22 protein-coding genes and 1 pseudogene are annotated in these 23,956 nt (G+C 59.0%); 8 read left to right on the top strand and 15 right to left on the bottom strand.

All coding sequences use genetic code 11. From position 1 onward, the window contains the following. The first annotated feature begins 1 nt into the window (after position 1). A complete protein-coding gene (locus D8U18_RS11410; protein WP_131107638.1) occupies positions 2–982 on the top strand; it encodes a D-glycerate dehydrogenase in 981 nt (326 codons plus the stop codon). Between the two features lie 197 nt (positions 983–1,179). Then, the gene (locus tag D8U18_RS11405) at positions 1,180–1,689 is read left to right on the top strand and encodes a DUF2165 family protein (RefSeq protein WP_131107637.1); all 510 of its coding nucleotides are present in this window, start codon (positions 1,180–1,182) and stop codon (positions 1,687–1,689) included. 12 nt (positions 1,690–1,701) lie between these two features. Here D8U18_RS11405 and D8U18_RS11400 read toward each other — a convergent pair whose 3' ends face one another. Then, entirely contained in the window at positions 1,702–2,604 is a 903-nt protein-coding gene (locus D8U18_RS11400; RefSeq protein ID WP_130905193.1) for a DMT family transporter, read from the bottom strand. A 151-nt stretch (positions 2,605–2,755) separates the two neighbouring features. Here D8U18_RS11400 and D8U18_RS11395 point away from each other — a divergent pair, with 151 nt between their 5' ends. Then, complete coding sequence (locus tag D8U18_RS11395) at positions 2,756–3,631, top strand: AraC family transcriptional regulator (protein ID WP_131107636.1); 876 nt, start codon at positions 2,756–2,758, stop codon at positions 3,629–3,631. Between the two features lie 26 nt (positions 3,632–3,657). Here the strand turns inward: D8U18_RS11395 and D8U18_RS11390 are convergent, their stop codons facing one another. The 5 genes from D8U18_RS11390 to D8U18_RS11370 form a co-directional block, all read right to left on the bottom strand. Then, positions 3,658–3,984 carry a DUF3325 domain-containing protein gene (locus tag D8U18_RS11390; protein WP_130931226.1) on the bottom strand — a complete coding sequence of 109 codons (327 nt, stop codon included), beginning with the start codon at positions 3,982–3,984 and terminating at the stop codon, positions 3,658–3,660. Then, positions 3,985–5,562 carry a PepSY-associated TM helix domain-containing protein gene (locus D8U18_RS11385; protein ID WP_131107635.1) on the bottom strand — a complete coding sequence of 526 codons (1,578 nt, stop codon included), beginning with the start codon at positions 5,560–5,562 and terminating at the stop codon, positions 3,985–3,987. Beyond that, on the bottom strand, positions 5,559–5,864 hold the full coding sequence (locus tag D8U18_RS11380) for a DUF3649 domain-containing protein (protein WP_056855086.1): 306 nt from the start codon (positions 5,862–5,864) through the stop codon (positions 5,559–5,561). Before D8U18_RS11380 ends, D8U18_RS11385 begins: the two co-directional genes overlap by 4 nt. Positions 5,865–6,052: 188 nt before the next feature. Continuing rightward, positions 6,053–6,463 carry an HPF/RaiA family ribosome-associated protein gene (locus tag D8U18_RS11375; protein WP_056855085.1) on the bottom strand — a complete coding sequence of 137 codons (411 nt, stop codon included), beginning with the start codon at positions 6,461–6,463 and terminating at the stop codon, positions 6,053–6,055. Positions 6,464–6,677: 214 nt separating this feature from the next. Continuing rightward, positions 6,678–7,625 (bottom strand): LysR substrate-binding domain-containing protein, encoded by a 948-nt coding sequence (locus D8U18_RS11370; protein ID WP_130905188.1) that lies wholly within the window; start codon positions 7,623–7,625, stop codon positions 6,678–6,680. A gap of 135 nt (positions 7,626–7,760) precedes the next feature. On the opposite strand from D8U18_RS11370, the gene D8U18_RS11365 reads away from it, so the two are divergent. Continuing rightward, positions 7,761–9,137: an L-serine ammonia-lyase gene (locus tag D8U18_RS11365; protein ID WP_131107634.1), complete on the top strand. Its 1,377-nt coding sequence runs from the start codon at positions 7,761–7,763 to the stop codon at positions 9,135–9,137. Positions 9,138–9,381: 244 nt separating this feature from the next. After that, complete coding sequence (locus tag D8U18_RS11360) at positions 9,382–9,699, top strand: DUF3509 domain-containing protein (protein ID WP_056855082.1); 318 nt, start codon at positions 9,382–9,384, stop codon at positions 9,697–9,699. On the opposite strand, the gene D8U18_RS11355 is transcribed toward D8U18_RS11360, so the two are convergent. Further along, positions 9,696–10,196, bottom strand: coding sequence for a phosphate-starvation-inducible PsiE family protein (locus D8U18_RS11355; RefSeq protein ID WP_056855081.1), 501 nt, complete (start codon positions 10,194–10,196; stop codon positions 9,696–9,698). The two genes, D8U18_RS11360 and D8U18_RS11355, sit on opposite strands and share 4 nt — an antisense overlap. A gap of 276 nt (positions 10,197–10,472) precedes the next feature. Between D8U18_RS11355 and D8U18_RS11350 the strand changes: the two are divergent. Continuing rightward, positions 10,473–10,712: pseudogene (locus D8U18_RS11350) on the top strand (YebG family protein); the annotation flags it as partial. Positions 10,713–10,885: 173 nt separating this feature from the next. Here D8U18_RS11350 and D8U18_RS11345 read toward each other — a convergent pair. After that, entirely contained in the window at positions 10,886–11,905 is a 1,020-nt protein-coding gene (locus tag D8U18_RS11345) for a Glu/Leu/Phe/Val dehydrogenase dimerization domain-containing protein (protein WP_131107633.1), read from the bottom strand. 183 nt (positions 11,906–12,088) lie between these two features. Here D8U18_RS11345 and D8U18_RS11340 point away from each other — a divergent pair, with 183 nt between their 5' ends. Further along, entirely contained in the window at positions 12,089–12,892 is an 804-nt protein-coding gene (locus tag D8U18_RS11340) for a transglutaminase family protein (RefSeq protein ID WP_056855078.1), read from the top strand. A gap of 88 nt (positions 12,893–12,980) precedes the next feature. On the opposite strand, the gene maiA is transcribed toward D8U18_RS11340, so the two are convergent. Genes maiA through hmgA form a run of 3 tightly spaced genes read right to left on the bottom strand, consistent with a single transcriptional unit; the run spans position 12,981 to position 16,241 of the window. Further along, positions 12,981–13,616: a maleylacetoacetate isomerase gene (gene maiA, locus D8U18_RS11335; RefSeq protein WP_131107632.1), complete on the bottom strand. Its 636-nt coding sequence runs from the start codon at positions 13,614–13,616 to the stop codon at positions 12,981–12,983. Positions 13,617–13,628: 12 nt separating this feature from the next. Then, on the bottom strand, positions 13,629–14,933 hold the full coding sequence (gene fahA, locus D8U18_RS11330; RefSeq protein ID WP_131107631.1) for a fumarylacetoacetase: 1,305 nt from the start codon (positions 14,931–14,933) through the stop codon (positions 13,629–13,631). Positions 14,934–14,936: 3 nt separating this feature from the next. Beyond that, positions 14,937–16,241, bottom strand: a complete 1,305-nt coding sequence (gene hmgA / locus D8U18_RS11325; RefSeq protein WP_131107630.1) for a homogentisate 1,2-dioxygenase — start codon at positions 16,239–16,241, stop codon at positions 14,937–14,939. A gap of 164 nt (positions 16,242–16,405) precedes the next feature. Here hmgA and D8U18_RS11320 point away from each other — a divergent pair, with 164 nt between their 5' ends. Continuing rightward, positions 16,406–17,206, top strand: a complete 801-nt coding sequence (locus D8U18_RS11320) for an IclR family transcriptional regulator (protein ID WP_056855074.1) — start codon at positions 16,406–16,408, stop codon at positions 17,204–17,206. A gap of 39 nt (positions 17,207–17,245) precedes the next feature. Here the strand turns inward: D8U18_RS11320 and D8U18_RS11315 are convergent, their stop codons facing one another. From D8U18_RS11315 to D8U18_RS11300, 4 genes are all read right to left on the bottom strand, one after another. Next, positions 17,246–17,569 (bottom strand): hypothetical protein, encoded by a 324-nt coding sequence (locus tag D8U18_RS11315; protein ID WP_056855073.1) that lies wholly within the window; start codon positions 17,567–17,569, stop codon positions 17,246–17,248. 124 nt (positions 17,570–17,693) lie between these two features. Further along, entirely contained in the window at positions 17,694–20,243 is a 2,550-nt protein-coding gene (locus tag D8U18_RS11310; protein ID WP_131107629.1) for a LuxR C-terminal-related transcriptional regulator, read from the bottom strand. A gap of 140 nt (positions 20,244–20,383) precedes the next feature. Next, positions 20,384–21,754: a DUF1329 domain-containing protein gene (locus D8U18_RS11305; protein WP_056855071.1), complete on the bottom strand. Its 1,371-nt coding sequence runs from the start codon at positions 21,752–21,754 to the stop codon at positions 20,384–20,386. Positions 21,755–21,777: 23 nt separating this feature from the next. Continuing rightward, entirely contained in the window at positions 21,778–23,571 is a 1,794-nt protein-coding gene (locus D8U18_RS11300; RefSeq protein WP_056855070.1) for a DUF1302 domain-containing protein, read from the bottom strand. Positions 23,572–23,956: the final 385 nt, after the last annotated feature.

The raw sequence follows: 23,956 nt of genomic DNA, 5'->3' as shown, positions 1-23,956 counted from the left end.
CATGAAAAAAACCGTCCTCGCCTTCAGCCGCGTCACGCCTGAGATGGTCGAACGCCTGCAGCAAGATTTCGACGTCATTGTGCCCAACCCGAAAAACGGCGACATCAACACCCAGTTCAACGAAGCCCTGCCCCATGCCCATGGCTTGATCGGCGTCGGTCGCAAGCTCGGACGCGCGCAACTGGAGAACGCCGCGAAACTGGAAGTGGTGTCCAGCGTCTCGGTGGGGTATGACAACTATGATGTGGCGTACCTGAGCGAACGCGGCATCATGCTGACCAACACCCCGGACGTGCTCACCGAAAGCACTGCCGACCTGGCTTTCGCCTTGCTGATGAGCAGTGCCCGTCGCGTCGCCGAACTGGATGCGTGGACCAAGGCCGGACAATGGCAGGCCACGGTCGGCGCGCAGCTGTTCGGTTGTGATGTGCACGGCAAGACCCTGGGTATCGTCGGCATGGGCAACATCGGTGCCGCCATCGCCCGCCGTGGCCGCCTGGGCTTCAACATGCCGATCCTCTACAGCGGCAACAGCCGCAAGACGGCGCTGGAACAGGAACTGGGCGCGCAATTCCGCAGCCTCGATGATCTACTGGCCGAAGCCGACTTCGTGTGCCTGGTGGTGCCGCTCAGTGAGAAAACCAGGCACTTGATCAGCCACCGCGAACTGGCGCTGATGAAGCCAAGCGCCATTCTGGTGAACATTGCGCGTGGCCCGGTGGTCGACGAGCCGGCACTGATCGAAGCGCTGCAAAACAACCGCATTCGAGGCGCAGGGCTGGATGTCTACGAAAAAGAACCGCTGGCTGAGTCGCCGCTTTACCAGCTGAAAAACGCGGTGACCTTGCCGCACATTGGCTCGGCCACACATGAAACCCGCGAAGCGATGGCCAACCGCGCCCTGGCCAACCTGCGCAGCGCGCTGCTCGGCGAACGACCGCAAGACCTGGTGAACCCGCACGTCTGGAAAGGCAAGAATTAAACCGAGTATTCCTGCAGAAGTTGCCCAAGGCTGCGATTTTTCAAATTTGATCGTTAAATAAAAATCGCAGCCTGCGTCAACTCCTACAAATATGCACAACGACACAACTTGCAATTCAGTACCAAACTTATTCCCGAGAAAGATAGATAGACTCCGACACAACAATGGCAATAATCGTGCAATCGGAGTGCACTCTAATGAACAACTTCACCACCACCTTAGTTATCAGAAGGAGCAAACTACTCGTCGTCCTGATAGCTTTTTTGTTCGGATTCACTACTTCCATCAACAACTTCACCGACTATACAGCCTACACCGAATATATCGGGCGAATCATCAGCATGAGCGATACCACCGGTAATGATTCTCGACTTTACCGGGCCGTCACTCATCCGCTTTTTCATCATCGTTTTTACTGGGCAATCATAACGTTGGAAGTCATCTTTACCATCAGTTTCCTGGTAGGCGCCTATCAGATATACCGCAAACTTGCAGCACCACGAAGTGAATTCCATGAAGCAAAAAAATTCGCCATCATTGGATTCAGCAGCGCCATTTTCGTTTACCAGGTTTTATATGTAATCATTCTCAACGAGTGGTTCGACATGGAGTCTTCCGTCAATCGTAATGCCTTCTATTGGGCAAGAAGCAATATCGAATACATGTTTTTTGGGCTGATCTATCTGCTGGCGGTGAAGGATAACTGACTCCCTGGCTGTTCATGCCAGCTTCCTCGCCATCGGACTTACACTCGGCTTGGGTTTGCGGAACACCAAGACGTTACCCAACATGACCATCACCAACCCTGCCAGCGCCGGCGCGGTCCACTGATAGCCTTCGGCAATCGCCGAGACGTTCAGCGCCACCACCGGGAACAGCACGGTGCAATAAGCCGCACGCTCCGGCCCCATGCGACCGACCAGCGTGAGGTAAGCAGTGAAACCGATCACCGAACCTGGAATCACCAGATACAGCAGCGAGCCAATGTAGCGCGCATTCCATTCCATCTCGAACGGGATGCCCTTGACCAGGCACCACACCGACAACATCGCCGCGCCGTACGCCATGCCCCAGGCATTGGTCGTCAACGGTCTGAGCCCGGCTTTCTGTTGCAGGCTCGACAACATGTTGCCCGCCGAGAAACACAAGGTGCCGAGCAGCGCCAGACCCAGCCCGAGCAAGGTTTGCGGGCTGGCGGTGTGCCCAGCGAGCTCTGGCCAGAACAACAGGCCCAGCCCGAGCAAGCCCAACGCACCGCCCATCAACACATTGCGGGCGATTTTCTGGCCGAAGAACACCCGCGCATTGAGGGCGTTCCACAGGGTCGCGGTGGAAAACACCACGGCCACCAGACCGCTGGGAATCCACTGGCTGGCCGTCAGGAAACACATGAAATTGATGCAAAACAGACACAAACCCTGCGCCAGACAAATCAGATGCCCGCGCCGGTTCATCACTTGCAGCTTTCGGCTGAGCAACAACATCGCGAACAGCACCAGTGCGGCCAGGCCGAAGCGATAGACGATCGATACGGGAATCGCCACCACGCCCAGTTGCCATTTCAGGGCAATCCAGGTGGTGCCCCAGATCAGCACAGTCAACAGGTATAACGACAGGTTCATGGCAAAGGCTCCTCGATAGGCGCTCAGTGTCCTGCGCCGTGCCTTTGCGCACTTGCATAAACTTGCGCTTTTGTCAGGCAACTGGCTGGCAGTCGCAGCGCTACAGAGTAGGATGCAAGGCGTTGGAAGCAGGCTTTAGCGAGCAACGAACATGGCCTCACTGGATACCCTACAAGTCTTTCAAGCCCTCAACCGCTCGCCGAATGCTCGCCTTGAGCACAGCGCCGAGCTCGGTGACGGCTTGTCCGCAGCCTTGTGGAGCAACCACCACGACGCCCAGGATTACGAAGCGCCAAGCCATCACACGCTGTCGTGCTATATCGCTGGCGGCACCGGCACCTTTCGCCGTGACCAACCCGGCAACAAGGGTGGCCCCGACAAACTGTGTATCCTGCCCGCCGACCACCAGTCAGGCTGGGTGATCAATGGCGACATTCGCCTGGCTCACCTGTATTTCAGCCCGGAACAATTTGCCCTTGGCTGCGTCACTCTGCTGGACCGTGAACCACGGGAGTTGCAACTGCGCGAACGGACGTTTCTCGATGACCCGCAGCAGGCGGTGCGTTTTCGTCAGTTGATCAGCCTCAACTGGGAAGAGCCGGGCGAGCGCCTGCTCACCAGCAGCCTGGCCCACGAGATTCTCAGCCACGCCCTGCTCAGCCAGGTGAGCGTGCGACCGGGTCTGCGTCTCAAGGGTGGTTTGGCAGCACACCAACGGCGTTTGTTGGTGGAGTACATCGACAGCCATCTGGATCAAGCCATCAGCCTGGGGCAACTGGCAGCGTTGTGCGCGCTGTCGGAATACCACTTTGCGCGGATGTTTCGTGAGAGTTTCGGCTTGCCGCCACATCAGTACGTGTTGGCACGACGCCTGAACCGAGCGCGGGAACTGTTGCGCTGGACTTCGCAGCCTTTGGGCGAGATAGCCCTGGCGTGCGGATTTGCCAGCGCCAGTCACTTTACCAATCGTTTTCGCCAGAGCCTGGGTGGGACGCCCGGGGAATATCGGCAGGCGTTTTGGCGCTGATATCCAGAGGCTGGCAGATCATCCATTCAATACTGCGCGAACGCGACAATCGGGCTGGCCAGCAAGCTGACAACGGCCAACGCCAAGGCAAGGCGCGGGCGATACGGTATGAGCAACACCAGCAGCAAGGCACTGAGCATCAACACCGCAAACCAATCCACTAACCCGAGCGCCCAGTTCATCGCTGATACCGCCGGCCACAACGAAATCGCCAGCAACACCCAGCCGGCGACTTTCAACCACTGACGCGAGCGCGTTGACGGTTTGCGTCCCAGCAGGTCGGCATGATGGCGGTCCATCGACAAACACAACGCGGTAAAACCGCTATAGCAGAGCAAAAGGGCCAGCAACATTCAGTTCGCCTCTTGCTCAAGGGTGATTGCTTGGGCGCGTTGCCGGACGCCATCGGTGTTTGCGGCGCGCTGCATTTTCCAGGCAGCCCAGGCGAGGAACAGCCCGCTGACCAGGCATGCCAAATCGAAACCGGCCATGGCCCAATCACCTTCAATCAAGGAGCTGCCCAAGTGATACGGCGTGGTCAGTGCATTGAGCAATGGCACGGCGCCAAACAGCAACGCGGCCAACGACAACTGCTCGACCCACGCCGTGCGCCCTCGGCGAGCGATGGCATGCAGCAGGCTCAGCGCCCATAGAATGAAGAAACTGTTGACCTCCCAATTGCCGCGCTCGGCCAACCCGATCGGCAACAAACGGTTGGCCCAGAAAAACCCGGCTACCGCGACGACCAACCCCGACATACCGGCAATATTCAGCACCTCCACCAGCCGCAGTTCGAAGGGCATCACGCTGCTCCTGGCATGTTTGAGCTGCCGCTTGCCAAGCCAGATCACCAGCCCGGTGCCGATCATCGCCGTGCTTGCCAGCCCACAGATAAAGTACAACCAGCGCAACAGCGGTCCGGCGAAATGGCCCATGTGCAAACCGTAGAAAGTGCCGGCGACGGCCATTGGCATGGCTTGCGCCGGGGTCGCGGCGAGCAGTTGCCCGGTCACGCCGTTGAACGTCACGGCGCTGCCGAAATCGTGAACCACGCGGTCTGCACCGCTGCGAGCCAACACCACAGTGGCGTTCGCATCACCCGGATTATTCACCGTCAAGCGCCTGACCTGGCCACCCGCCCATTGCCCGCGGGCCTTTTCCAGCAGCGGTGCCAGGGGCAGCAATGGCGTTGGCTGACCAGCGGCTTTCGCGATATTGGCCGCTGGAAACACGTCGCTGAAAAACGCCTGCACATCGCCTTTGTACGCCGCCAAAATGCTCGCCGGCATCACCATGCTCATGAAAATCACCAGGCTGCTGTAGGTGATCATCAGGTGAAACGGCAACACCAGCACACCGACTGCGTTATGCCCGTCGAGCCAGGAGCGCTGGCCTTTGCGCGGGCGGAAGGTGAAAAAGTCCTTGAAGATTTTCTTGTGGGTGATGATCCCGCTGATCAACCCGACGAACATCACCATCGCTGCAATGGTCGACAGCCAACGCCCCCACGGATAGGGCATTTGCAGCTGGAAATGGAAACGGTAGAAGAACTCGCCGCCCTGGGTGTCCCGGGCCTGCACCTCACGGCCGGTTTGCGGATCGAGCAGTTTTGCCGTGAGTTGGCCGCGCTCACCGGGCTTTGCCGGTGCCTGTTGCCAGCGTACCGAGAGTGCCGGTTCGCGGGCGCTGGGCAATTCAATGATCCAGCGTGATGCGCCGGGAGCCTGTTGCTGAAGGTAATCCTGGGCAAGGGTCAGGCTCGATTCGGTGGACACCGACCGCGCGGGGATTTCCGGCTGCATCCAGTGAGTGGTCTCATCTTTGAAATAGGCCAGTGTGCCGGTCAGGAAAATCGCAAACAGCAGCCAACCGAAGAGCAAACCGACCCAGGTGTGCAACCAGGCCATTGCCTGGCGAAATCCCTCTTTCATGATTGCCCCATCCAGTAAGCCAGCCCTGCCAACGCCGCCAACAGCAGGCCTGTCAGGATCAACCCGGCCCAGGCTCGCCACGCTGTTCGACAAGCAAAGCACCAGATCACCGCAAGCAGATAGACCAGGAAGGAACTGAGCATTCCGGTCACCACCGCTTCGGCGCGGGCCATTGGCACCCACAGCGTCAGGCAGACACTCGCCAGCGCCGAGACGACATAGCCGCCAAGCACGGCAGCCAGCACGCGTGATGTGACCGCCAGTCGATAGGAAACGGGGAGCGTCTTGCTTGTGGCTTTCATGTTGCGACCTTGGAACCTGGTGAGGCGGCGTGAATATCACGTGGCCAGCAAGGCGCAATACTAATGATAAAGATTCTTATACGCAAAAGAAGTGAAGCCGTGATCACTTGCTCAGTGAATCCTGAAAACAAAACGGGCCTGCAATGCAGGCCCGTTTCGGTGGGTAAGTAAAAACAGTGAATCAGGCTTCAACCGTTTTGCGCAGCCTGTTCGTTTTCAAGAAACTCTTCTTCCAGTAGCACATCGGCGTGAGCCCTGCGCTCGAACGGCACCACAGCGGCTCGTGGTTTGCCTCGCAATTTGCCGAACAGATGTTCCAGCGCATGTTCGAGTTTTTCAGCGGCTCCATCGATCGCCAGTTCCAGGCTGGCGGCTTTATGGGTGACGGAAATCGGTTGGTGGCCTTTTGGCCGCGCCTCCAGTTGGCAGCGCAAATCGTGGGGACCCGGCTTGTCGCCGTTCTCGTCCCGCAGGTGAACCTCGACGCGTGTCAGGTCCTCCTCATATCGTTCGAGCGTGCTCTCAATGGTAGTACGTACCCACTCCTCCAGTCGTTTACTGCCTTGAATATGGTTATCGCTATTGACTTGGATTTGCATAGTTCATCCCTTATTTCAGCTAGCTCGCGAGAGGCCGGTCAGCTAAGCCCTTGGGCGTCATCACCGTGACCTCTTACTTACACAATCGGTCTGTACGCTGAACAATTCAACCCCTAAAAAAAGATAAATTTCTAATCGCAAAAAAAGCCGGACAACTGGCAAAAGCGCTGTTAAGGTCGGGAGTTGGTTCGGTCCGCCCCTAGGTAATAATTGCTCACATTTGCCGCTCGCCCAGCGGATGCAAACCGCGAAAAATCCCCGCTTCTTCCACCAGCCAGTCATGCACCGCACGCACGCCCGGATGACTTAGCGCCCCCGGCGCATAGAGCACCATGTAGCGTTTGTGATTAGGCACCGTCAGCCCAAACGGCACGATCAATGCGCCGCGCTCCAACTCATCGTTGAGCAGCGTTCGCCGGGCAATGGCAACGCCCATCCCGGCGATGGCCGCTTCGATAGTCAGGTGATTGCGATTGAACGTGTGACCACGACGCACATCGGCTCCTTCGAAACCGATGGCGTTGAGATAGAACTCCCATTCGGCGTATTCATAACTGCCACGCCAGGCTGTGATGTCATGCAGCAGTGGAAAGTGCATCAAGTCCGCCGGCCCATGCAGCGGCGGGCGACCGCGCAGAAGGCCCGGTGCACAGACCGGAAAAATCTGTTCGTCGAGCAAGGCTGTGGATAACAGTCCCGGATAACTGCCGTCGTTGAGGTCGATGGCCAAATCGAAATCGCCCTCATGCAACGGCACGCTGCTGTCCTCGGCCACCAGGCGCAACTGGATGTCCGGAAACCGCTGCTGCAATCGCGGCAAGCGTGGCGTCAGCCACTTGCTGAGGAACGATGGAATCGAACGCACGCGCAAGGTGCCGCTGATCATGCCGGCGTCCAGTCGACGCAATTCCGCATCGATGCTGCCGTAAGCCTCATTGACGGTGATGGCCAGTCGCTGGCCTTCAGCACTCAACTCCACGCCCCTTGCACGTCGATGAAACAAGCGAAAACCCAGGCGCTCTTCAAGCTGGCGGATCTGCTGGCTGACCGCCCCCGGCGTGATGTGCAGTTCTTCCGCACAACGGGTGAACGACAAGTGCCGGGCGGCGCAGGAAAACACCTGTAGCCACACGTAGGTCTGGGCGTGCAATTGACGGCTCATTGTTTAGTCCTGCTAAAGGCTGTCTTAGGAAGTTTCGTTGGTCACGTAGGACCGAGGCAGGCAGTATCGCTGAAAGTGCGCTTGTCCTACAAAAATGGCAGCGATTCATCTTCCATTGCAGGAATAGGCTTTAGCATGGCTATCAGTGTTTTCGATCTCTTCAAAGTCGGCATCGGCCCATCCAGCTCACATACCGTGGGTCCGATGCGTGCAGCTGCGACCTTCTCCCAAGCGCTGGTCGATCAACATTTGCTCGCCGATGTGCGCCGAGTTGAAATCCGTCTTTACGGCTCCCTGTCGGCAACCGGCGTCGGCCACGCCACCGACCGCGCCTGTGTCATGGGCTTGATGGGCGAGTGGCCGGACAGCATCAATCCCACGTCCATCGACAGTCGGATCCAGACCCTGCGCGAAACCGGCGAATTGTCCCTGGCAGGCCGGGTGACCATCGCCTTCGACTGGGCACACGATCTGCTGCTGCTTGACGAAAGCCTGCCCTACCACCCCAACGCCATGTCCCTGACAGCCTTCGGCGAAACCGGCGAGCTGTTTGAACAGACGTATTACTCGGTTGGTGGCGGTTTCATCATCGAAGCGGCTGAAGCCGAATCCGGGATCTCACCGGCCAGCGAAGTGCTGCTGCCGTACGATTTTTCCAGCGCCGTCGAATTGCTTCAGCTGTGCAACCAGCACAACTTGCGGGTTTCCGAATTGATGATGGCCAACGAACGGGCTTGGCGCAGTGACGCCGAAATCCGCCAGGGCTTGCTGCATATCTGGTCGGTGATGCGCGAGTGCGTCGAGCAGGGCTTGAACCATGAGGGCATCCTGCCGGGCGGTCTGAATGTTCCTCGTCGCGCGGCGAAATTGCACCGTAGCCTGCTGGAAATCGGCAAACCGAACGTCATCACCTCGACCCTCTCGGCGATGGAATGGGTGAACCTGTTCGCCCTCGCCGTGAACGAAGAAAACGCCGCCGGCGGGCGCATGGTCACCGCACCGACCAACGGCGCGGCGGGCATCATCCCGGCGGTGTTGCACTACTACATGAAGTTCAACCCGGATGCTTCGGACGACGATGTCGTGGCGTTCTTCCTGGGCGCGGCAGCGGTGGGCATTCTGTGCAAGAAAAACGCCTCGATCTCCGGCGCCGAAGTGGGTTGCCAGGGTGAAGTCGGCTCAGCCTGCGCCATGGCTGCCGCTGGCCTGGCAGAGGTGCTGGGCGCCACGCCGGAGCAACTGGAAAACGCCGCGGAAATCGGCCTCGAACACAACCTCGGCCTGACCTGTGACCCGGTGGGCGGGCTGGTGCAAGTGCCGTGCATCGAACGCAACGCGATTGCCGCCGTCAAGGCGATCAACGCCACGCAAATGGCTCTGCGCGGCGACGGCAAACACTTCATTTCCCTGGATCGGGTGATCCGCACCATGCGCGACACCGGTGCCGACATGCACGACAAATACAAAGAGACCTCACGCGGCGGCCTGGCGGTGAACTGGGTAGAGTGCTGATCGTTTTCGAGGCGCATCACGGTTTAATGCCCTGAATCGTGCAGGCAAAAAGAAGGCGGGCCACAGTGCCCGCCTTCTTTTTGCCGTGATCATTGTCCGACAATCCAGTCGGCATGCCCCTTGCTACATCCCTGTTGGAACAATGATGGCGATATGGCCGTGAAATGGCCGGTGGTCCGGCGTTGCGAACCAACCCGATCACGGCCGGTCAACAACTGCACGTTCAATCAGGCGGTGACGCATCATGGACAACCCCTTTCAGCTCATTACCGATGCCTTTGCAGCGGATTACCAGATCAACCTGAGCATTCAGGGCCTGGACGGCAGCATCATGCTGACCCTTTCCAACAATGGCCGGATCGTTGCCAAACGCATGATCAGTGCCGAGCAACGCAATGACCCTGCACGCCTTAAACGACTGGTGCAAAGCATCCAGTTCGGCATCGCCATCGAACAAGGCCACAGCGCCGTGGCCGTCCTCGAATCCATGACCGATGGCGGCACGCGCAGCCTGCCGCCACCCCCAGCCAAAGGGCGCCCGCGCCCCACCATGGGCCTTTAAAGCTCGCCCTTCTCCACCTCCGGGTGTTCACTGGAACCCGCACCGATCTTGCGGTGCGGGTTTTCTATCTTCACCGACGGAAACTGCGACGAAGCGTAACGCACCACCAGAATCGCAAACGCCAGCAGCAGAATACCGCCACACAGGTAGATGATCCCCAGGTCCGGTGGATTGTGGTGCGACACGTTGGATATCAACAGCCGCGTCAGCGCAGTGATCGCCACGTAGATCAGGAAACGCACCGGCATGTGGTTGGTCTTGAAGTAAATCCCGACCATCGCCCCCAGTTCCAGGTAGATGAACAGCAGCAGGATGTCATCAATCTTGATGTGCCCCTTCTCGAGCATCCCGAGAAACTCCATCACCGCCGCCCACGCGGTCACCGCACCGATGGCGAACAGTGCGAGGTAATGAAAGGTTTCGACGAACAGGTTGCCCAGGGACTCAGCCAGTTGATGCACATTCTGCCGCAGCTTTTCGGCCCAGTTGATTTTCACGATGATGCTTCCTTAGGTCGGCTCGACCGGATAATGCGGGTTGGACGTGACGGTTTTGCGCATGCAGAAAAAAGGCCACTGCATGATGGCGAGCGGCCCGCAATTGCGCGCCGTGGCGTTTGGTCGCACCTTGGGTGCCCTGCACCTGACAAACCCTGAATCCGGACTACATTAAAAAGCCACTACCCAAAGCAAAGGGATTCGCTTATCCTTTTCGCTGTATATAGATACAGTAGTCGAAATCGACAACCAATGTGAAGGCATGTGAGGTGGTGAATGGCCGTCGAAGTGGTATACCGCAGCAGCCGAGATCTGGAGCGCTTGTTCATGGATAAAGCCGAAGCTGACCGTCATGACAAAATGCTCGAACTGGCCGAGTTGCTGGCTGAAGTGTTGCAAAAAGCCGTTCCGTCCCTGACCGAGCAGCAAGTGGAAGAAGCCGGGATCTACATGGCGAAAAATCGCGATGTCTTCGCCAAGGCATTCAAGAGCCAGCCGGACGCCCTGTCCGAATTGCTGAGCGCACCGGCTGAAATCGCGCCAACGGTCGAAGCGGTTGAAGCCGAAGAGCCGGCACCAGCGGCCAAACCGGCCAAGGCACCGAAAGCTGCGAAGTGACATGCGAATTGAATAGGCCCTGAGTCGAATGACTCAGGGCCTTTTTCATTTTCCAGACTCAACGGTTCTTGTTATCGGTACAGCACTTTCTCGGCCAACTCATCGGCCACCCGCGCCGGTGAACGTTTCTCCGCCTGGGCATGGGCAAAGACTTCAGTAAGTCGCGTGCTGATTTTCGACAAATGCGCGGTGATGGTCGACAGCTCTTCACCACGGTGCTTGAGCGAAACGTAGATCAAGCCACCGGCATTGATCACGTAATCCGGTGCGTACAGGATGCCGCGTCGCTCAAGTTGATCGGCGACGTCCAGGTGCGTCAGCTGATTATTCGCCGACCCCGCCACCGCCGAACAGCGCAATTGCGTGACGCTATGACTGTTCAGCACCCCGCCCAGACCACACGGGGCCAGAATGTCGCATGGCGTGCTGAGCAATGCATCGTTGGCAATCGGATGCGCGCCAAGTTGCTCCATGGCCAGTTGCACTTTGCCGTGATCGATGTCGCTGACCAACAACTCGGCACCCGCGGAATGCAGCTGTTCCGCGAGCGCGAATCCGACATTGCCCAGGCCCTGGATGGCCACGCGCAAACCTTCTAGATTGTCGCTGCCCAAGCGGGCCATGGCGGTAGCGCGAATGCCAGTGAATACGCCCATTGCCGCATGCGGCGCAGGATCGCCCGCCGAGGTAGTGCTGGTGACGTGCTGGGTCTGTTGCGCGATGCAATCCATGTCCGCCACGGAAGTACCGCTGTCGATGGCCGTGATGTAGCGTCCGTCGAGTTGATCGATACAGCGTCCGAAAGCTTCGAACAGCGCCCCGCGGTTCGCGACATGGGCAGGCCGGACAATCACCGCCACCCCGCCCCCCTGGGCCAGGCCGGCCAGTGCCGCTTTGTAACTCATGCCTTGGGCAAGGCGTATGGCATCCTCGACAGCAGACTCGTCGCTAGGGTAGGCAAGGTAACGACAGCCGCCCAGGGCAGGTCCCAGTCGGCTGTTATGGATGGCAATGACCGCCTTCAACCCGGTGACCGGGTCAACGCTCAGGTGCAGCGATTCAAGGCGAGTGCTTTGCATGAGAGCAAACATCGTAAGGCTCCCGAATCACTTCTTGTAGTCGCCAGTATAGGCTTGCGCCCAAAAATTGCAGAAGCGCACCGGAATAAGCGACGCAGCTGTAGAGTCTTTCGGAAATAACCTGTTGTTGCCCCTGCAAGGCACTGGACGAATAGCGGAGACGGGGCTAAAACGAGGCATTGCCCGGAGATTTCAATGACGCCGCGACAATCGTTTTTCGCTTGCCTGCAACGTTCACCGCCCGCCCTGTTCGAGGCGGCGCTGTGGATTTGCGTCGAACATGACAGCGAAGTGTCCCCCGAGGCAACGCTGGAAAAGGTGCGAGAACTGCAACAACGAGCCAGCGGCGGCTTGCCGATGCTGCCGGTGAGCGAGTTGGCGCAGCCGTTGTTGCGGCGCATGAATGATCTGGGGTTCGCGCAGGACGATGCCACACCCTTGCGGCCGCAAGCAGCGTTGATCCATAAAGTGTTGGAACGCCGACGCGGGCAACCGCTGGCACTGGGGCTGATTGCCCTGGAATTGGCCAGAGGCCTGGAAATTCCCTTGGTCGGGGTAAACTTCCCCGGCCATTTTCTCTTGCGTGTGCCCGGTGCCGATCACTTGCTCGATCCCTGCGGCGGTCGCCGACTCTACCCCAACGACTGCCGCGAACTGCTGCAGCGCCAGTACGGCCCGAACATCAAGCTCAGTGCCGAACACCTGGTGACAGCCGAACCGGTGCAGATGCTGCAACGGCTGTCGCGCAACCTGCGCCAGTTGCACCTTTCCCACGACGATTACATTGGTGCCCTGATCGACGCCGAGCGCGTGCTTGAACTGGGTAACGCCAACGCCGCCGACTACCTGGCCCGCGCCAGTCTCTACCAACGCCTGGACTGCCCCAACGCCGAGCGCTTCGATCTGGAGCATGCGCTGTTGCTCAGTGACGACCCGATCCAGCGCATTCGCCTGACGGAACGGCTTGGGCATTTGCCGCCCAACTCCATCGTCCACTGAAAACAAACCTTTGTGGGAGCGAGCCTGCTCGCGATAACGGCGGTCCATCCAAGACCGTATCGCGAGCAGGCTCGCTCCTACAGAGGTGTTACGGCGTGTCCGGTTGGTTTGCCGGATGCGCCTTGATGAACGCCGGATGCGTGGCTGCCAATGCCGCCACCCGACGAATTCGCGGGTACGCCTCAAGGGAAATGTTGAAACGCTCAGCGGCATACAACTGTGGGATCAGGTAAACATCTGCCAATCCGGGCTGCGGGCCGAAGCAGTAGCCTTGCTCGCCGATCAACTGCTCCACGGCCGCCAGCCCCTGGCCGATCCAGTGTCCGATCCACTCCATCACCTGCGGTTCATCATGGCCCAATTGCCGCAGCCGATTGAGCACGCTGACGTTGTGCAATGGATGCACGTCGCAACCGATCAACGCTGCCACACCGCGCTCATGTGCACGAGCGACAAGGTCTTTGGACAGCAGCGGCACCTGTGGATAACGTTCCTCCAGGTACTCGATGATCGCCGGTGACTGGATCAGCAACGCGCCTTCTTCAGTGCTCAAGGCCGGCACCCGGCCTTGGGGATTGAGGGCCAGGTACGGCGCCTGGCGGTGTTCGCCACCGGGCTGCGCGATCAGGTTGATCGGCAGCGTCTGATAGTCCAGCCCCTTGAGCGCCAACGCGATGCGCACCCGATAGGACGATGTCGAGCGGTAGTAGGTATAGAGTTCCATGCTCCGTTCCTCTCAGCGCGCCGGCAGTACTTTGCCGCGGCACTCGCCGAAGCCGATGGACGCGAAGCCCTCGCGAGTGCATCGGCCACGCAGGATGATTTCGTCACCGTCTTCAAGGAACTTGCGCACCTCGCCCGACGCCAGCTCGATCGGTTTTTTACCGCCCTCGGTGATTTCCAGCAGGCTGCCGAACTGACCGTTTTCCGGCCCCGACAAAGTTCCCGAACCGAACAGGTCACCGGCCTGCAATTGGCAGCCGTTGACGCTGTGATGCGCGACCATTTGCGCCACGGTCCAGTACATGTATTTCGAATTGCTCAAGGTCAGGCGATGAGCCGGCAGGTTTTGCTCGCGCATGGCTTCGGTCAAGAGCAAGACTTCCAGCTCGATATCGAAACCGCCTGCAGCCTGATCACGTTTGTCGAACAGGTACGGCAGTGGCTGCGGATCACCTTCCGGGCGCGCAGGCTGGGCGCGACGGAAAGGCTCCAGCGCTTCAGCGGTCACGACCCATGGCGAGATGCTGGTGATGAAACTCTTCGACAGGAATGGCCCCAATGGCTGGTATTCCCAAGCCTGGATATCCCGCGCCGACCAGTCGTTGAGCAGGCAGAATCCGGCGATGTGATCGGCGGCGTCACCGATGGCGATCGAGTCGCCCATTTCGTTGCCCTGACCGATCCAGATGCCCAGTTCCAGTTCGTAGTCCAGACGTGCGCACGGACCGAAGGTCGGCTCGGTCTGGCCGGCCGGCAGGGTCTGGCCTTTCGGGCGGCGTACGTCGGTGCCGGATGGACGAACAGTCGAAGCGCGGCCGTGATAACCAATCGGCACATATTTGTAGTTCGGCAGCAGCGGGTTGTCGGGACGGAACAGTTTGCCGACGTTCTGCGCATGCTCGATACCGACATAGAAGTCGGTGTAGTCGTTGATCTTCGCTGGCAGGTGCATCTGGCAATCCGTCGCCAGCGGCAGCAGTTTTGCGCCTTGGGCTTCGATCTTGCCGTGCAGCGTGCTGCCTTCGCTCAACAGTTCCAGCAAGCGTTCGCGCAGCGCCACACGAGCGCCGCTGCCCAGCTCAAAGAACGCATTCAATTGACCGCCACGGGTGGCTTCGACGGCAGCTTTCGCGGCGCCGTCGAACAGGCCGGCATCCAGTGCGGCCTCCAGGTCGAAAATATGCTCGCCGATGGCCACGCCGCTGCGTGGTGCCGAACCCTTCACGCTGAACACGCCCAGCGGCAGGTTCTGCAGCGGGAAATCCGCGTGGCCGTTGGCGGAAGCAACCCAGCTGCGAGTGATGGAAGTCTGCGTCATGGGTTATCTCCGGGTCGGGTCGAAAGTGGCGGGCAGCGTAGCCCAGCAAGCGTCGTAGGTGGTTTGCAGTTGCGGGCAATCAAGGGCGAACCGGCTCGGGCGCAAGACCTGGCTGGTCTCGAACATGAAGGCCATGGTGTTATCGATTTTCGCCGGTTTGAGCTCAGCGTTGATCGCTTTGGTGCAGGTTTCGCCATCGGGGCCGTGGGCGCTCATGCAGCTGTGCAACGACGCGCCACCGGGTACGAAGCCTTCGGCCTTGGCGTCGTATTCGCCTTGGATCAGGCCCATGAACTCGTTCATCAAGTTGCGGTGGAACCAAGGTGGACGGAAGGTGTTTTCAGCCACCATCCAGCGCGGCGGAAAGATCACAAAATCGAGGTTGGCCAACCCATGGACACTGGTCGGCGAAGTCAGCACGGTGAAGATCGACGGGTCCGGGTGATCGAAGCTGACGGTACCAATGGTGTTGAAACGGCGCAGGTCGTACTTGTACGGCACGTTGTTGCCATGCCAGGCGACAACGTTGAGCGGCGAATGATTGAGTTCGCAGGCCCACAATTGTCCGAGGAACTTTTGGACCAGGGTGGTCGGCTGCGCAAGGTGTTCGTACGCCGCGACGGGGGTCAGAAAGTCCCGTGGATTGGCCAGGCCGTTGCTGCCGATCGGCCCGAGATCCGGCAGGCGCAATGGCGCACCGTGGTTTTCCGCGATGTAGCCACGCGCTTGCGGATCAAGCAGCTCGACACGAAATTTCAGGCCCCGGGGCAGTACGACAATTTCCAGCGGCGCCACTTCCAGCACGCCCAGTTCAGTGGCAATGCGCAAACGCCCCTGCTGTGGCACCAGCAGCATTTCACCGTCGGCATTGAAGAACACCCGCTCCATGGAGCGATTGGCGAGGTAGTTGTAGATGCTGATGCCGGCCGGTTTTTCGGCGGAGGAGTTGGCCGCCATGCTCACCAGGCCGTCGATGAAGTCGGTCGGCTCAGCGGGAATCTCAAGTGGGTTCCAGCGCAGGCGATTGGGCGTCACTTCACCCAAGGGGCCACCGGCCAACTGTCGGTCGAGTTTGACGAATGCCGGGTGATTGGCCGATGGCTGAATGCGGTACATCCAGGTCCGCCGCGCTTCGCTGCGGGCCATGGTGAAAGCGGTGCCGGAGAACAACTCGGTGTAAAGGCCGTAAGGGGCTTTTTGCGGGGAGTTCTGGCCGACGGGCAATGCACCGGGGAGCGCTTCGCTGCTGAATTCGTTGCCGAAGCCTGACTGATAAGCCAACGCCGGGGCGGTTGAATCGGGGTTCATGGAGCCTCCTGAACGGGAGTCGACGGTAACCGATCGCTCTGGAGCAGCGCTCATGGCCCGTCTGGGTTATTTTTATCGTAATTCAATTACGCATAACGTAATTTGATTGGTATTGACCGTCAAGCTATAAAGACGCCCATTCGTCCCGGGATCACAGCACCAACATGGAAAAGCCCAGCAGCGACAGTAACGGCAAACAGAAAGTCCGCTCCGCCGAGGTGGGGACCGACATCCTCAAGGCGCTGGCCGAGTTGTCGCCCTCGACCTCTCTTTCGCGCCTGGCCGAACACGTGCAGATGCCGGCGAGCAAGGTTCACCGCTATTTGCAGGCGCTGATCGCCAGCGGCTTTGCCGAACAGAACGCGGCGACCAACCATTACGGCCTGGGCCGTGAAGCCTTGCGCGTTGGCCTTGCGGCCCTCAACGCAATGGATGTGCTGAACGTCGCCGCCCTGCCCTTGGCCGAGCTGCGCGATGACTTGAATGAAACCTGTTTTTTAGCGGTGTGGGGCAATCAGGGCGCGACCGTAGTGCGCATCGAACCCGCGGTGCGTGCGGTTACGGTGGTCACACAATTGGGCTCGGTATTGCCCTTGCTCAGTTCTTCGACTGGCCTGGTCTTTGGCGCATACCTGCCCAAGCGCGAAACCGTTGAGCTGCGCGACCGGGAATTGCAGGAGCATGCCAGTCACGCGCTGGCAGATGAGCAGGCTTACACCCTGTTGTGCGAGCAGATCCGTGCGCGGGGCCTGCATCATGTGCATGGCTTGTTGATGCCGGGGGTGGACGCCTTGTCGGCACCGGTGATGAACGCAATGGGAAATGTCGTGGCCGTGTTGACCGTGGTCGGCCCGACGTCGCTGTTCCACGCCGACGAAAATGGCCCGGCCGCGCAGCGTTTGTTGTCCGCAACACGCGCCGTCAGTTGGCGAATGGGCTATGAGGCAAAAACACCCGGCGCTTGAATAGCGGTTGTGCCGGCACGCGCCGGCACAACGGCTGAATCAAACTACAGATTGAATTTGGAACAGCTCTGCAATATCTGCACTAATACCGTTGACTTCGTCAAACTCCAGACCTTTGAAACGATGTATCGAATCAAATGTATAGGCTTTGACAAACAAACCTAGATGGTCGCCCTCAAAGTAAGGAACTTCGCCGTCCTGCAATTTCAGATACAAGGCCCATACCAGCGTTTGCGAGTAAGTGACCAGTGGTTTTTCAAGCGAATAAACGCCATTGATGTAAACGTCGTCAACATCAATTCCACGCCCGCTGAGCCTTGCATGCAATATGGCACGCACTCGCTCGATGTTTAATTCTTCCATGACTGAATAACCTGTTAATTAGAGTTGATAACGCCAGACTCAAACCATGGTTGCCTATGTCTGAGTCCTGCCAACATCTTAATTAAAACCATCATCGTTGCACCCAAGGGAGTGTTTGCATTCATTACTCCCGGGAAATCAATCCCAGCTTTTTTGCTATCGCTACTGCTTGAGTGCGACGCTCTACACCTAACTTGCTGTGGATTCGCCGCGCATGGGTTTTCACTGTATGTAATGAAATGAACAACTGTTCGGCAATTTGCTGGTTGGAGTTGCCTTGGGCAATCAGGCCAAGTACTTCCAGTTCCCGCCCGCTCAATGGATTGTCGTCGATTGTTGCCGCAGACTCGTCGTCCATGCCGTAACGGCTGAGCAAGGTCGGTTGGCGCAGGCGCAGTTCACACAAGGCCTGTTGCAATTGCCCACGCCCTGCCAGCTTCAGGCCCGCCAGCAATGCCGATTTCGCCAGATCGGTTTCGCCCGTCAGGTCCGCTACTTCGCAGATCGCCAACTGCAACTCCGCTTCCAGCGCCAGCATTGAATGTTGCTGGGCGTGAACGAGCAGGTTGTTGAGTTGTTCGAGCGGTTGTTGCGCCTCCTGCAGTCGGGTTTGGGCAAGCACCAGTAAATACTCGACACGGGCAATCAGCATCACGGTCGCGGGAGGGGCCTGGCGGGCATGCGTTCCGCGATAGTGACGCAACACACGGGTCAACGCTTCGCGAGCCAATTGCGGGCGCCCCTGCTGCAACCAGAAATGACTGCTGATTTGCAGCAATACACCCCGATAAACCGTTTCGGGAATCTGCCGCTGCTGCATCAAGCGCTCTGCATCGCGCAATCGATCGAAAGCGAGGGCGTAATCGCGTTGGTTGGCGGCCAGTTGGGCCTGCCCTAGAAAACCATACAACGCACGCTTGTCCTGGCTGTGCAGGCAGTCTTGCAAACCAGACTGGAAGAATTCGGCAGCCACCTCTTCCTGCCCCTGACATAGCGCCAGTCGCCCGCGCTGCAGGGCAATCCTGCCCAGCAACGGCGTCGGCCGATCGGCCTGTCGACTCAACAATGCGTGGATATCGGCCAACAAGCTTTCGGCTCGCCGCGGCGCACCTCGCTGCTCCAGCAACTGGGCGTGATCAAGTTCAAGCAAGCCTTCAAACAGCAACGAACCTTGCGCACGGGCCAGACACAACGCCTCACGATTGCACGCCTGCGCAGTATCGAGTTCGGCGTTGAGCAAGGCTTGTTGAGTCAACCCGGACAAACACAACAGCCGTGCAGGCCAGGCATCCGGCGTCAATTCAGCCAGCGCGTCAATAAAGTGTGCACGTGCCGCTTCCATGCGCCCCAGCAAATGCAACAGCCAACCTTGTTGTGCCTGCCAGCGAGCCAGCAATTGCCGCTGAAGCGTGGCGGTCGGTTGTGGTGCGAAACGGGCCAGTTGGCCAATGCACTCGGCAGCCTGATCGAAGCGCCCGGCGAACAACAACGCCGCCGTGATCAGTCCCACCAACTGCGGCGAACCGAGGGTCAACTCTTCGCCCTGTCGCTCATGCAGATTCAACAACAAGCGCACGTTTTCTCGCCGGAACAAATGCTCAAGACTGAAGTGCTGCAACAGAGTGACGGCAACCTCGAACTCTTCAGCCAGCAGCGCTTGTTCGAACGCCCCCTGCCAGTCTTCCTCGGCGCAAAACCACTGACATGCGCGCCGATGCCAGGCACGCCCCGCCGAACCCCGCTCGTCGCCCACGGCCCGGGCCAACGGCACAAAAACCCGCAGCCACTCGCTGGAGTCTTCCCACGGCTCGATGAAACAGCCCATGTCCTGCAATTGATGCAACCATTGCGCCCCTTCACCGGCGCCGAACAGATGCTCGCAGAGGCTGGCGTTGAATCGCGGCAAACGCGCCAGTACCTGCCAAGCCTCAATCAGTTCAGGGGCCAGCGCGCTGAACAACTCATGGTGCAAATAATCGAGCAGTGTCGCCGAGCGCTCCTGTTTGTTCTGCTCGGCTGCCCACTGGCAGGCATCCAGCAAGGCAATGCGCACACCGGCACACCAGCCTGCACTGCGCTGAATAATTCTGCGTGCGGTATGCGTGGCCATTGCTGGCTCGACATGACTGAGCAAACGCTGGACTTCACACTCGGTAAACGCCAGCGCGCGCGCCTCGCATTCGTACAACTCATCATCAAGCAACAGCCGGGGCCAGTTGCATTGTGGACGTCGGCGCGAGGCCAGCCACCAATTCAATGTCGGGCTTCTGACAGCCAGTAAACGATCCAGAAAGCGATCGAGTTCGGGGTTGGAAACCCGGCAATAATCGTCGATGAAAAGCCAGGTTGGCACCTGCAAACGGGACAGGTACTCCAGCAAAAAAGTCTCATCGGCCGAAGCCAGACCCAGCGCATGTGCAAGGCGTTGCCGGAAAGCGGCGATACCCAGGGATTCCCCGGCCATCGGCAACCAACACACCCGGCAATCCACCGGCGCACGTAACAGGCACTCGGTGAGCAGCGCACTCTTGCCGCTGCCCGCTGGTGCGCAGAGCAACTTCACTCGAGCCGTCGAGGCCAGCAATGGCTCGACCAAACGCTCTCGAGCCAGGTGATGGGAGGACAGGCGAGGCAGGAATCCAGGACGGTCCAGACACAATGTCATGGCAGTCATAGTGATGCGCCTTGTTATTGTTGTGGCGCCACCCTAGCCCCCTCCCGAGCGCTTGTTGAAGAAGTATTCAGCACGCTGATTTGCGGCCATAAAAAAGGTGACTGCGAGGTCACCTTTTTGTGTAAGACGCTGTAGGACGATTACCTCACACCCGTACTCCTGAGCGCCGCCGGCGTGTAGTCCCCGGCTTTTGCCGCGATGTTGAATTCGAAGCTGCGTTTCTCCTCATTCTTCATCCCCAGGGCAATGTATCGACCGGCAATCAAGTCATACAGCGCTTCGACGGTGTAGGCCGGTACCTGATGATCGTAGTAGAACTGCGCATGCCCTTCGGCGACTCGCCACAGTTGGCCACGACCGTCGTAGTGATCGGCCAGCGCCACCTGCCAGGTGTCTTCGTCGATGTACATATGACGCTTGGCGTAAACATGCCGTTCGTTAGGCTTGACCGTGGCCACCACTTCCCAGACCCGGTGCAGCTCATAGCGTGTCAGGTCCTGGTTGATATGGCCGGCCTTGATCACATCGGTGTATTTGAGGTCTGGCGAATCGAGTTTGTAGCTGTTGTACGGAATGTACATTTCCTTCTTGCCGACCAGCTTCCAGTCGTAGCGATCCGGTGCGCCGGAAAACATGTCGAAGTTGTCGGTAGTACGCAGCCCGTCGGACGAAGTGCCCACACCGTCATACGCCACTTGCGGCGCGCGACGCACACGACGCTGACCGGCGTTGTAGATCCACGCCTTGCGCGGTTCCTGGACCTGATCGAGGGTCTCGTGAACCAGCAGCACGTTACCCGCCAACCGCGCGGGCGCGGTCACTTCCTGCTTGAAATAGTTGAGGACGTTCTCGTCACTGCCCGGCTTCAAATCCCCCAGCAGCGATGGCACGGCCACTTCGTCCTTGAATCGAATGACGGTGAAATCACCATTGGACTGTGGCGTGGCCTGGGTAATGGTGCGACGCAAGTTGCCGCCGTGATAACGGGTGATGTGGTTCCAGATGACCTCGACACCGTTCTTCGGAATCGGAAAGGCGTAATAGCGATTGCCAGTGAAATTGGCCAGACCGTTGCCATCGTTGGTCGGTGTCACGTTCAACGCGCTGCGTTTGGCCGCCTCATAGACTTCTGGCGGCAGGGCCGCGGTGCGGTGGCTGGGGTAGACCGGAATCTTGTAGGTCTCGGGGTAGCGCTTGAACATCGCGATCTGCCCGTCAGACAGCTTGTCCTTGTATTTGTCGACCGTTGCGGCAGTGATCACGAACAGCGGTTTTTCATTGGCGAATGGATCAGCCAGGAAACCCTTGCTGTCCACCGCACCAGCGTTTTTCGGAATGCCACCGGTCCACGGCGGAATCGAGCCGTCGGCATTGCCGGCCTTCTCGCCACCGAGCGGGGTGAGCGTGGTGCCAAGCTTGTCGGCTTCTTGTGCCGATACGGCGGCCATCACGTTGACGGCCAGCAGACTCAGGGCCAGGGCGGAACCGATTTGCAGAATCATCTTGCGCATTGAATTCATCCTTTTCAGCCAGATCAGAAGTTCACGCCAAAGCTCAACGCCACGAAGTCGCGGTCTTCGAGCACGTTGTAGTCACCGCCGAAGAAATCGGTGTAACTGAGGCTTGCGGTGTAGGTGTTGCGGTAGTCCGCATCAACGCCAAGGCTGACGGCCTTGGCACCTTCGTTGAACAACCCGTTGGGACCATAACCGGCGACGTCATGGGACCAGGACAGATTGGGTTTGAAGTTGATCCCGGCAATGACGTTGTTGTAATCAAGGATTGCCCGGGCGCGATAACCCCATGAGGTCGAGGTCACGAAACCGTCGGTATCGCCACCGAAACCATACTGGCCGTACACCGAGTCGCGGCCATAGCGCAGTTTGCTGCGAGACTCCAGGCCTCCGACCCGCACCACCGCCGCCTCACCCACCAGGGTCAGGCGATCAGCGCCTGCAATCTGGTCGATGAAGTGCGTCAGGGTGCTCTGGACCTGCGTCACTTCCTTGCGCCGATAGCCTGTGTTGTCGGCACCGGGCGCTGTCGCAATGGGCGAGGCTGCGCCACCGGCAATGGGGTTGAGCATCGCCAGGGTCAGGTCATTGGTATTGACCTGCACCGGCGCGTTGGGGCGATAGCTGATCTCGCCGGTCCACGCCGTGCCGGTAGGCAGCGTCGTGGAAAAACTCGCGCCGTAGAGGCGAATGTCCTCGGGGTATTCAAGGTAGTACTGACCGCGACCGAGCATCACACTCTGCGCCAGCCCCCCACCGCTACCCGGAGCGATGCGGTTGGCCGTGGTGACAATGCCCGGAATGCTCGCCAGCGTTCTGAGCCCCGCCGTCGTGGTGCCGACTGTCGGGGTTCGGCTGTGGTAATTCATGAAATACAGGCCGTACTCGGTGTCGTCGCCCAGCCAACGCAACGCGGTCCCCCACTGCCCCGAGTCCCGGGCATCGCGGTCGCCACCACGGGGAACGACCACGCCTTCGCTGGTCACCTCGAAGCCCTGGCCAAACGCCGCAGCAATCGGTTGCAACGGTGCAATCGCAGGGCTGGCGACCGTGTATCCCTTGTTACATCCGTCCGCTACCACGTCGACCCCGAAGAAGGTGCCGCAGTTATCGACGACGGTCTGATCCCACTCCAGTTGATAGAAACCTTCGACGGTCAACTTGTCGGTCAGGCCTTGGGAAGCAAACAACATGTTGACCGGGATCAGCCCTTCCTTGATCTCGGCACCCGGACGACGAAACGCGGAAACGTCGACCGGGTTGATGCTGTTGATCGAGTTGCCGATGAACGTACTTTCGCCCCAGCTCACCACCTGTTTACCGGCACGAACAGTCCCCGGCAGATCGGCGATGGAATAGTTGTGATAGACGAAGGCGTCGAGAATCTGCGCACCGGAAGACTTGGAGCCCTCTTTGCGGTTGTGATCGCTGATCGGCTTGAACGGCCGGTCTTCGTCCTTCAATTCGAAGTCGTACCAATACTTGCCACGGACGAACACACCGGTGTCGCCGTATTTCAGTTCAAGGTCGTGAATACCCTTGAAGATCTTCGAGAAGGTTTCGCCTTTCTTGAAATTCTGACGACCGTCGTCGCCGGTCGATGCCTGTCCGCTACCACCGTTGACCGTGCCCACCAGGGCATCGTCCGCATCGCGCATGCCCCAACTCGCGCCGACCGACAGCGAAGAGTCGAACGTCCCTTCGATTTCCCCGATGTTGAATGAAACAGCCTGCGCCTGGGCACAGCAGCCCAAGGCAACCGCAGCGGCCAGCGCCTGCGGTGTGAAGATGGCGCGCATTGTTGTTTTTGTCATGCGTCTTCCCCGGTGAGTGACAGAAGGCCTCACCCTACTGCCGCAGGCCTGGGGCGATAAGCGCACCAAGGAGGTATTCGTGATGTACCTCCAAAGGATGACTGGTCATATGGAACGGGCGATTGCGCGGCGCATAGACAGACTGGATGTGAAGGCATCAGTCGAATTCATGGACTACGCTGCAGGCGAGCGAACTGTTACGCAGGCGGTAACGGTGCATGTCCGCAATTGCTGTTTTTCCTTTGCCGGCAAAGACTTATTCTTGCCGGGCTTTCACGGATTACAGCCCGGAAGCACGACAGATTTCAGGTGAGTTGAAGCGTTTCGACTTATCGCCCCGGTGTACACCGACGTTGATTTGTAGCTCCTGGATCCAACGTCTTGC

The sequence above is a fragment of the Pseudomonas sp. Sample_10 genome, from assembly GCF_004321495.1.
Lineage (GTDB): Bacteria > Pseudomonadota > Gammaproteobacteria > Pseudomonadales > Pseudomonadaceae > Aquipseudomonas.
The sequence above is the reverse complement of the archived record's forward strand: the minus strand, read 5'-3'. Positions and strand labels throughout refer to the sequence as shown.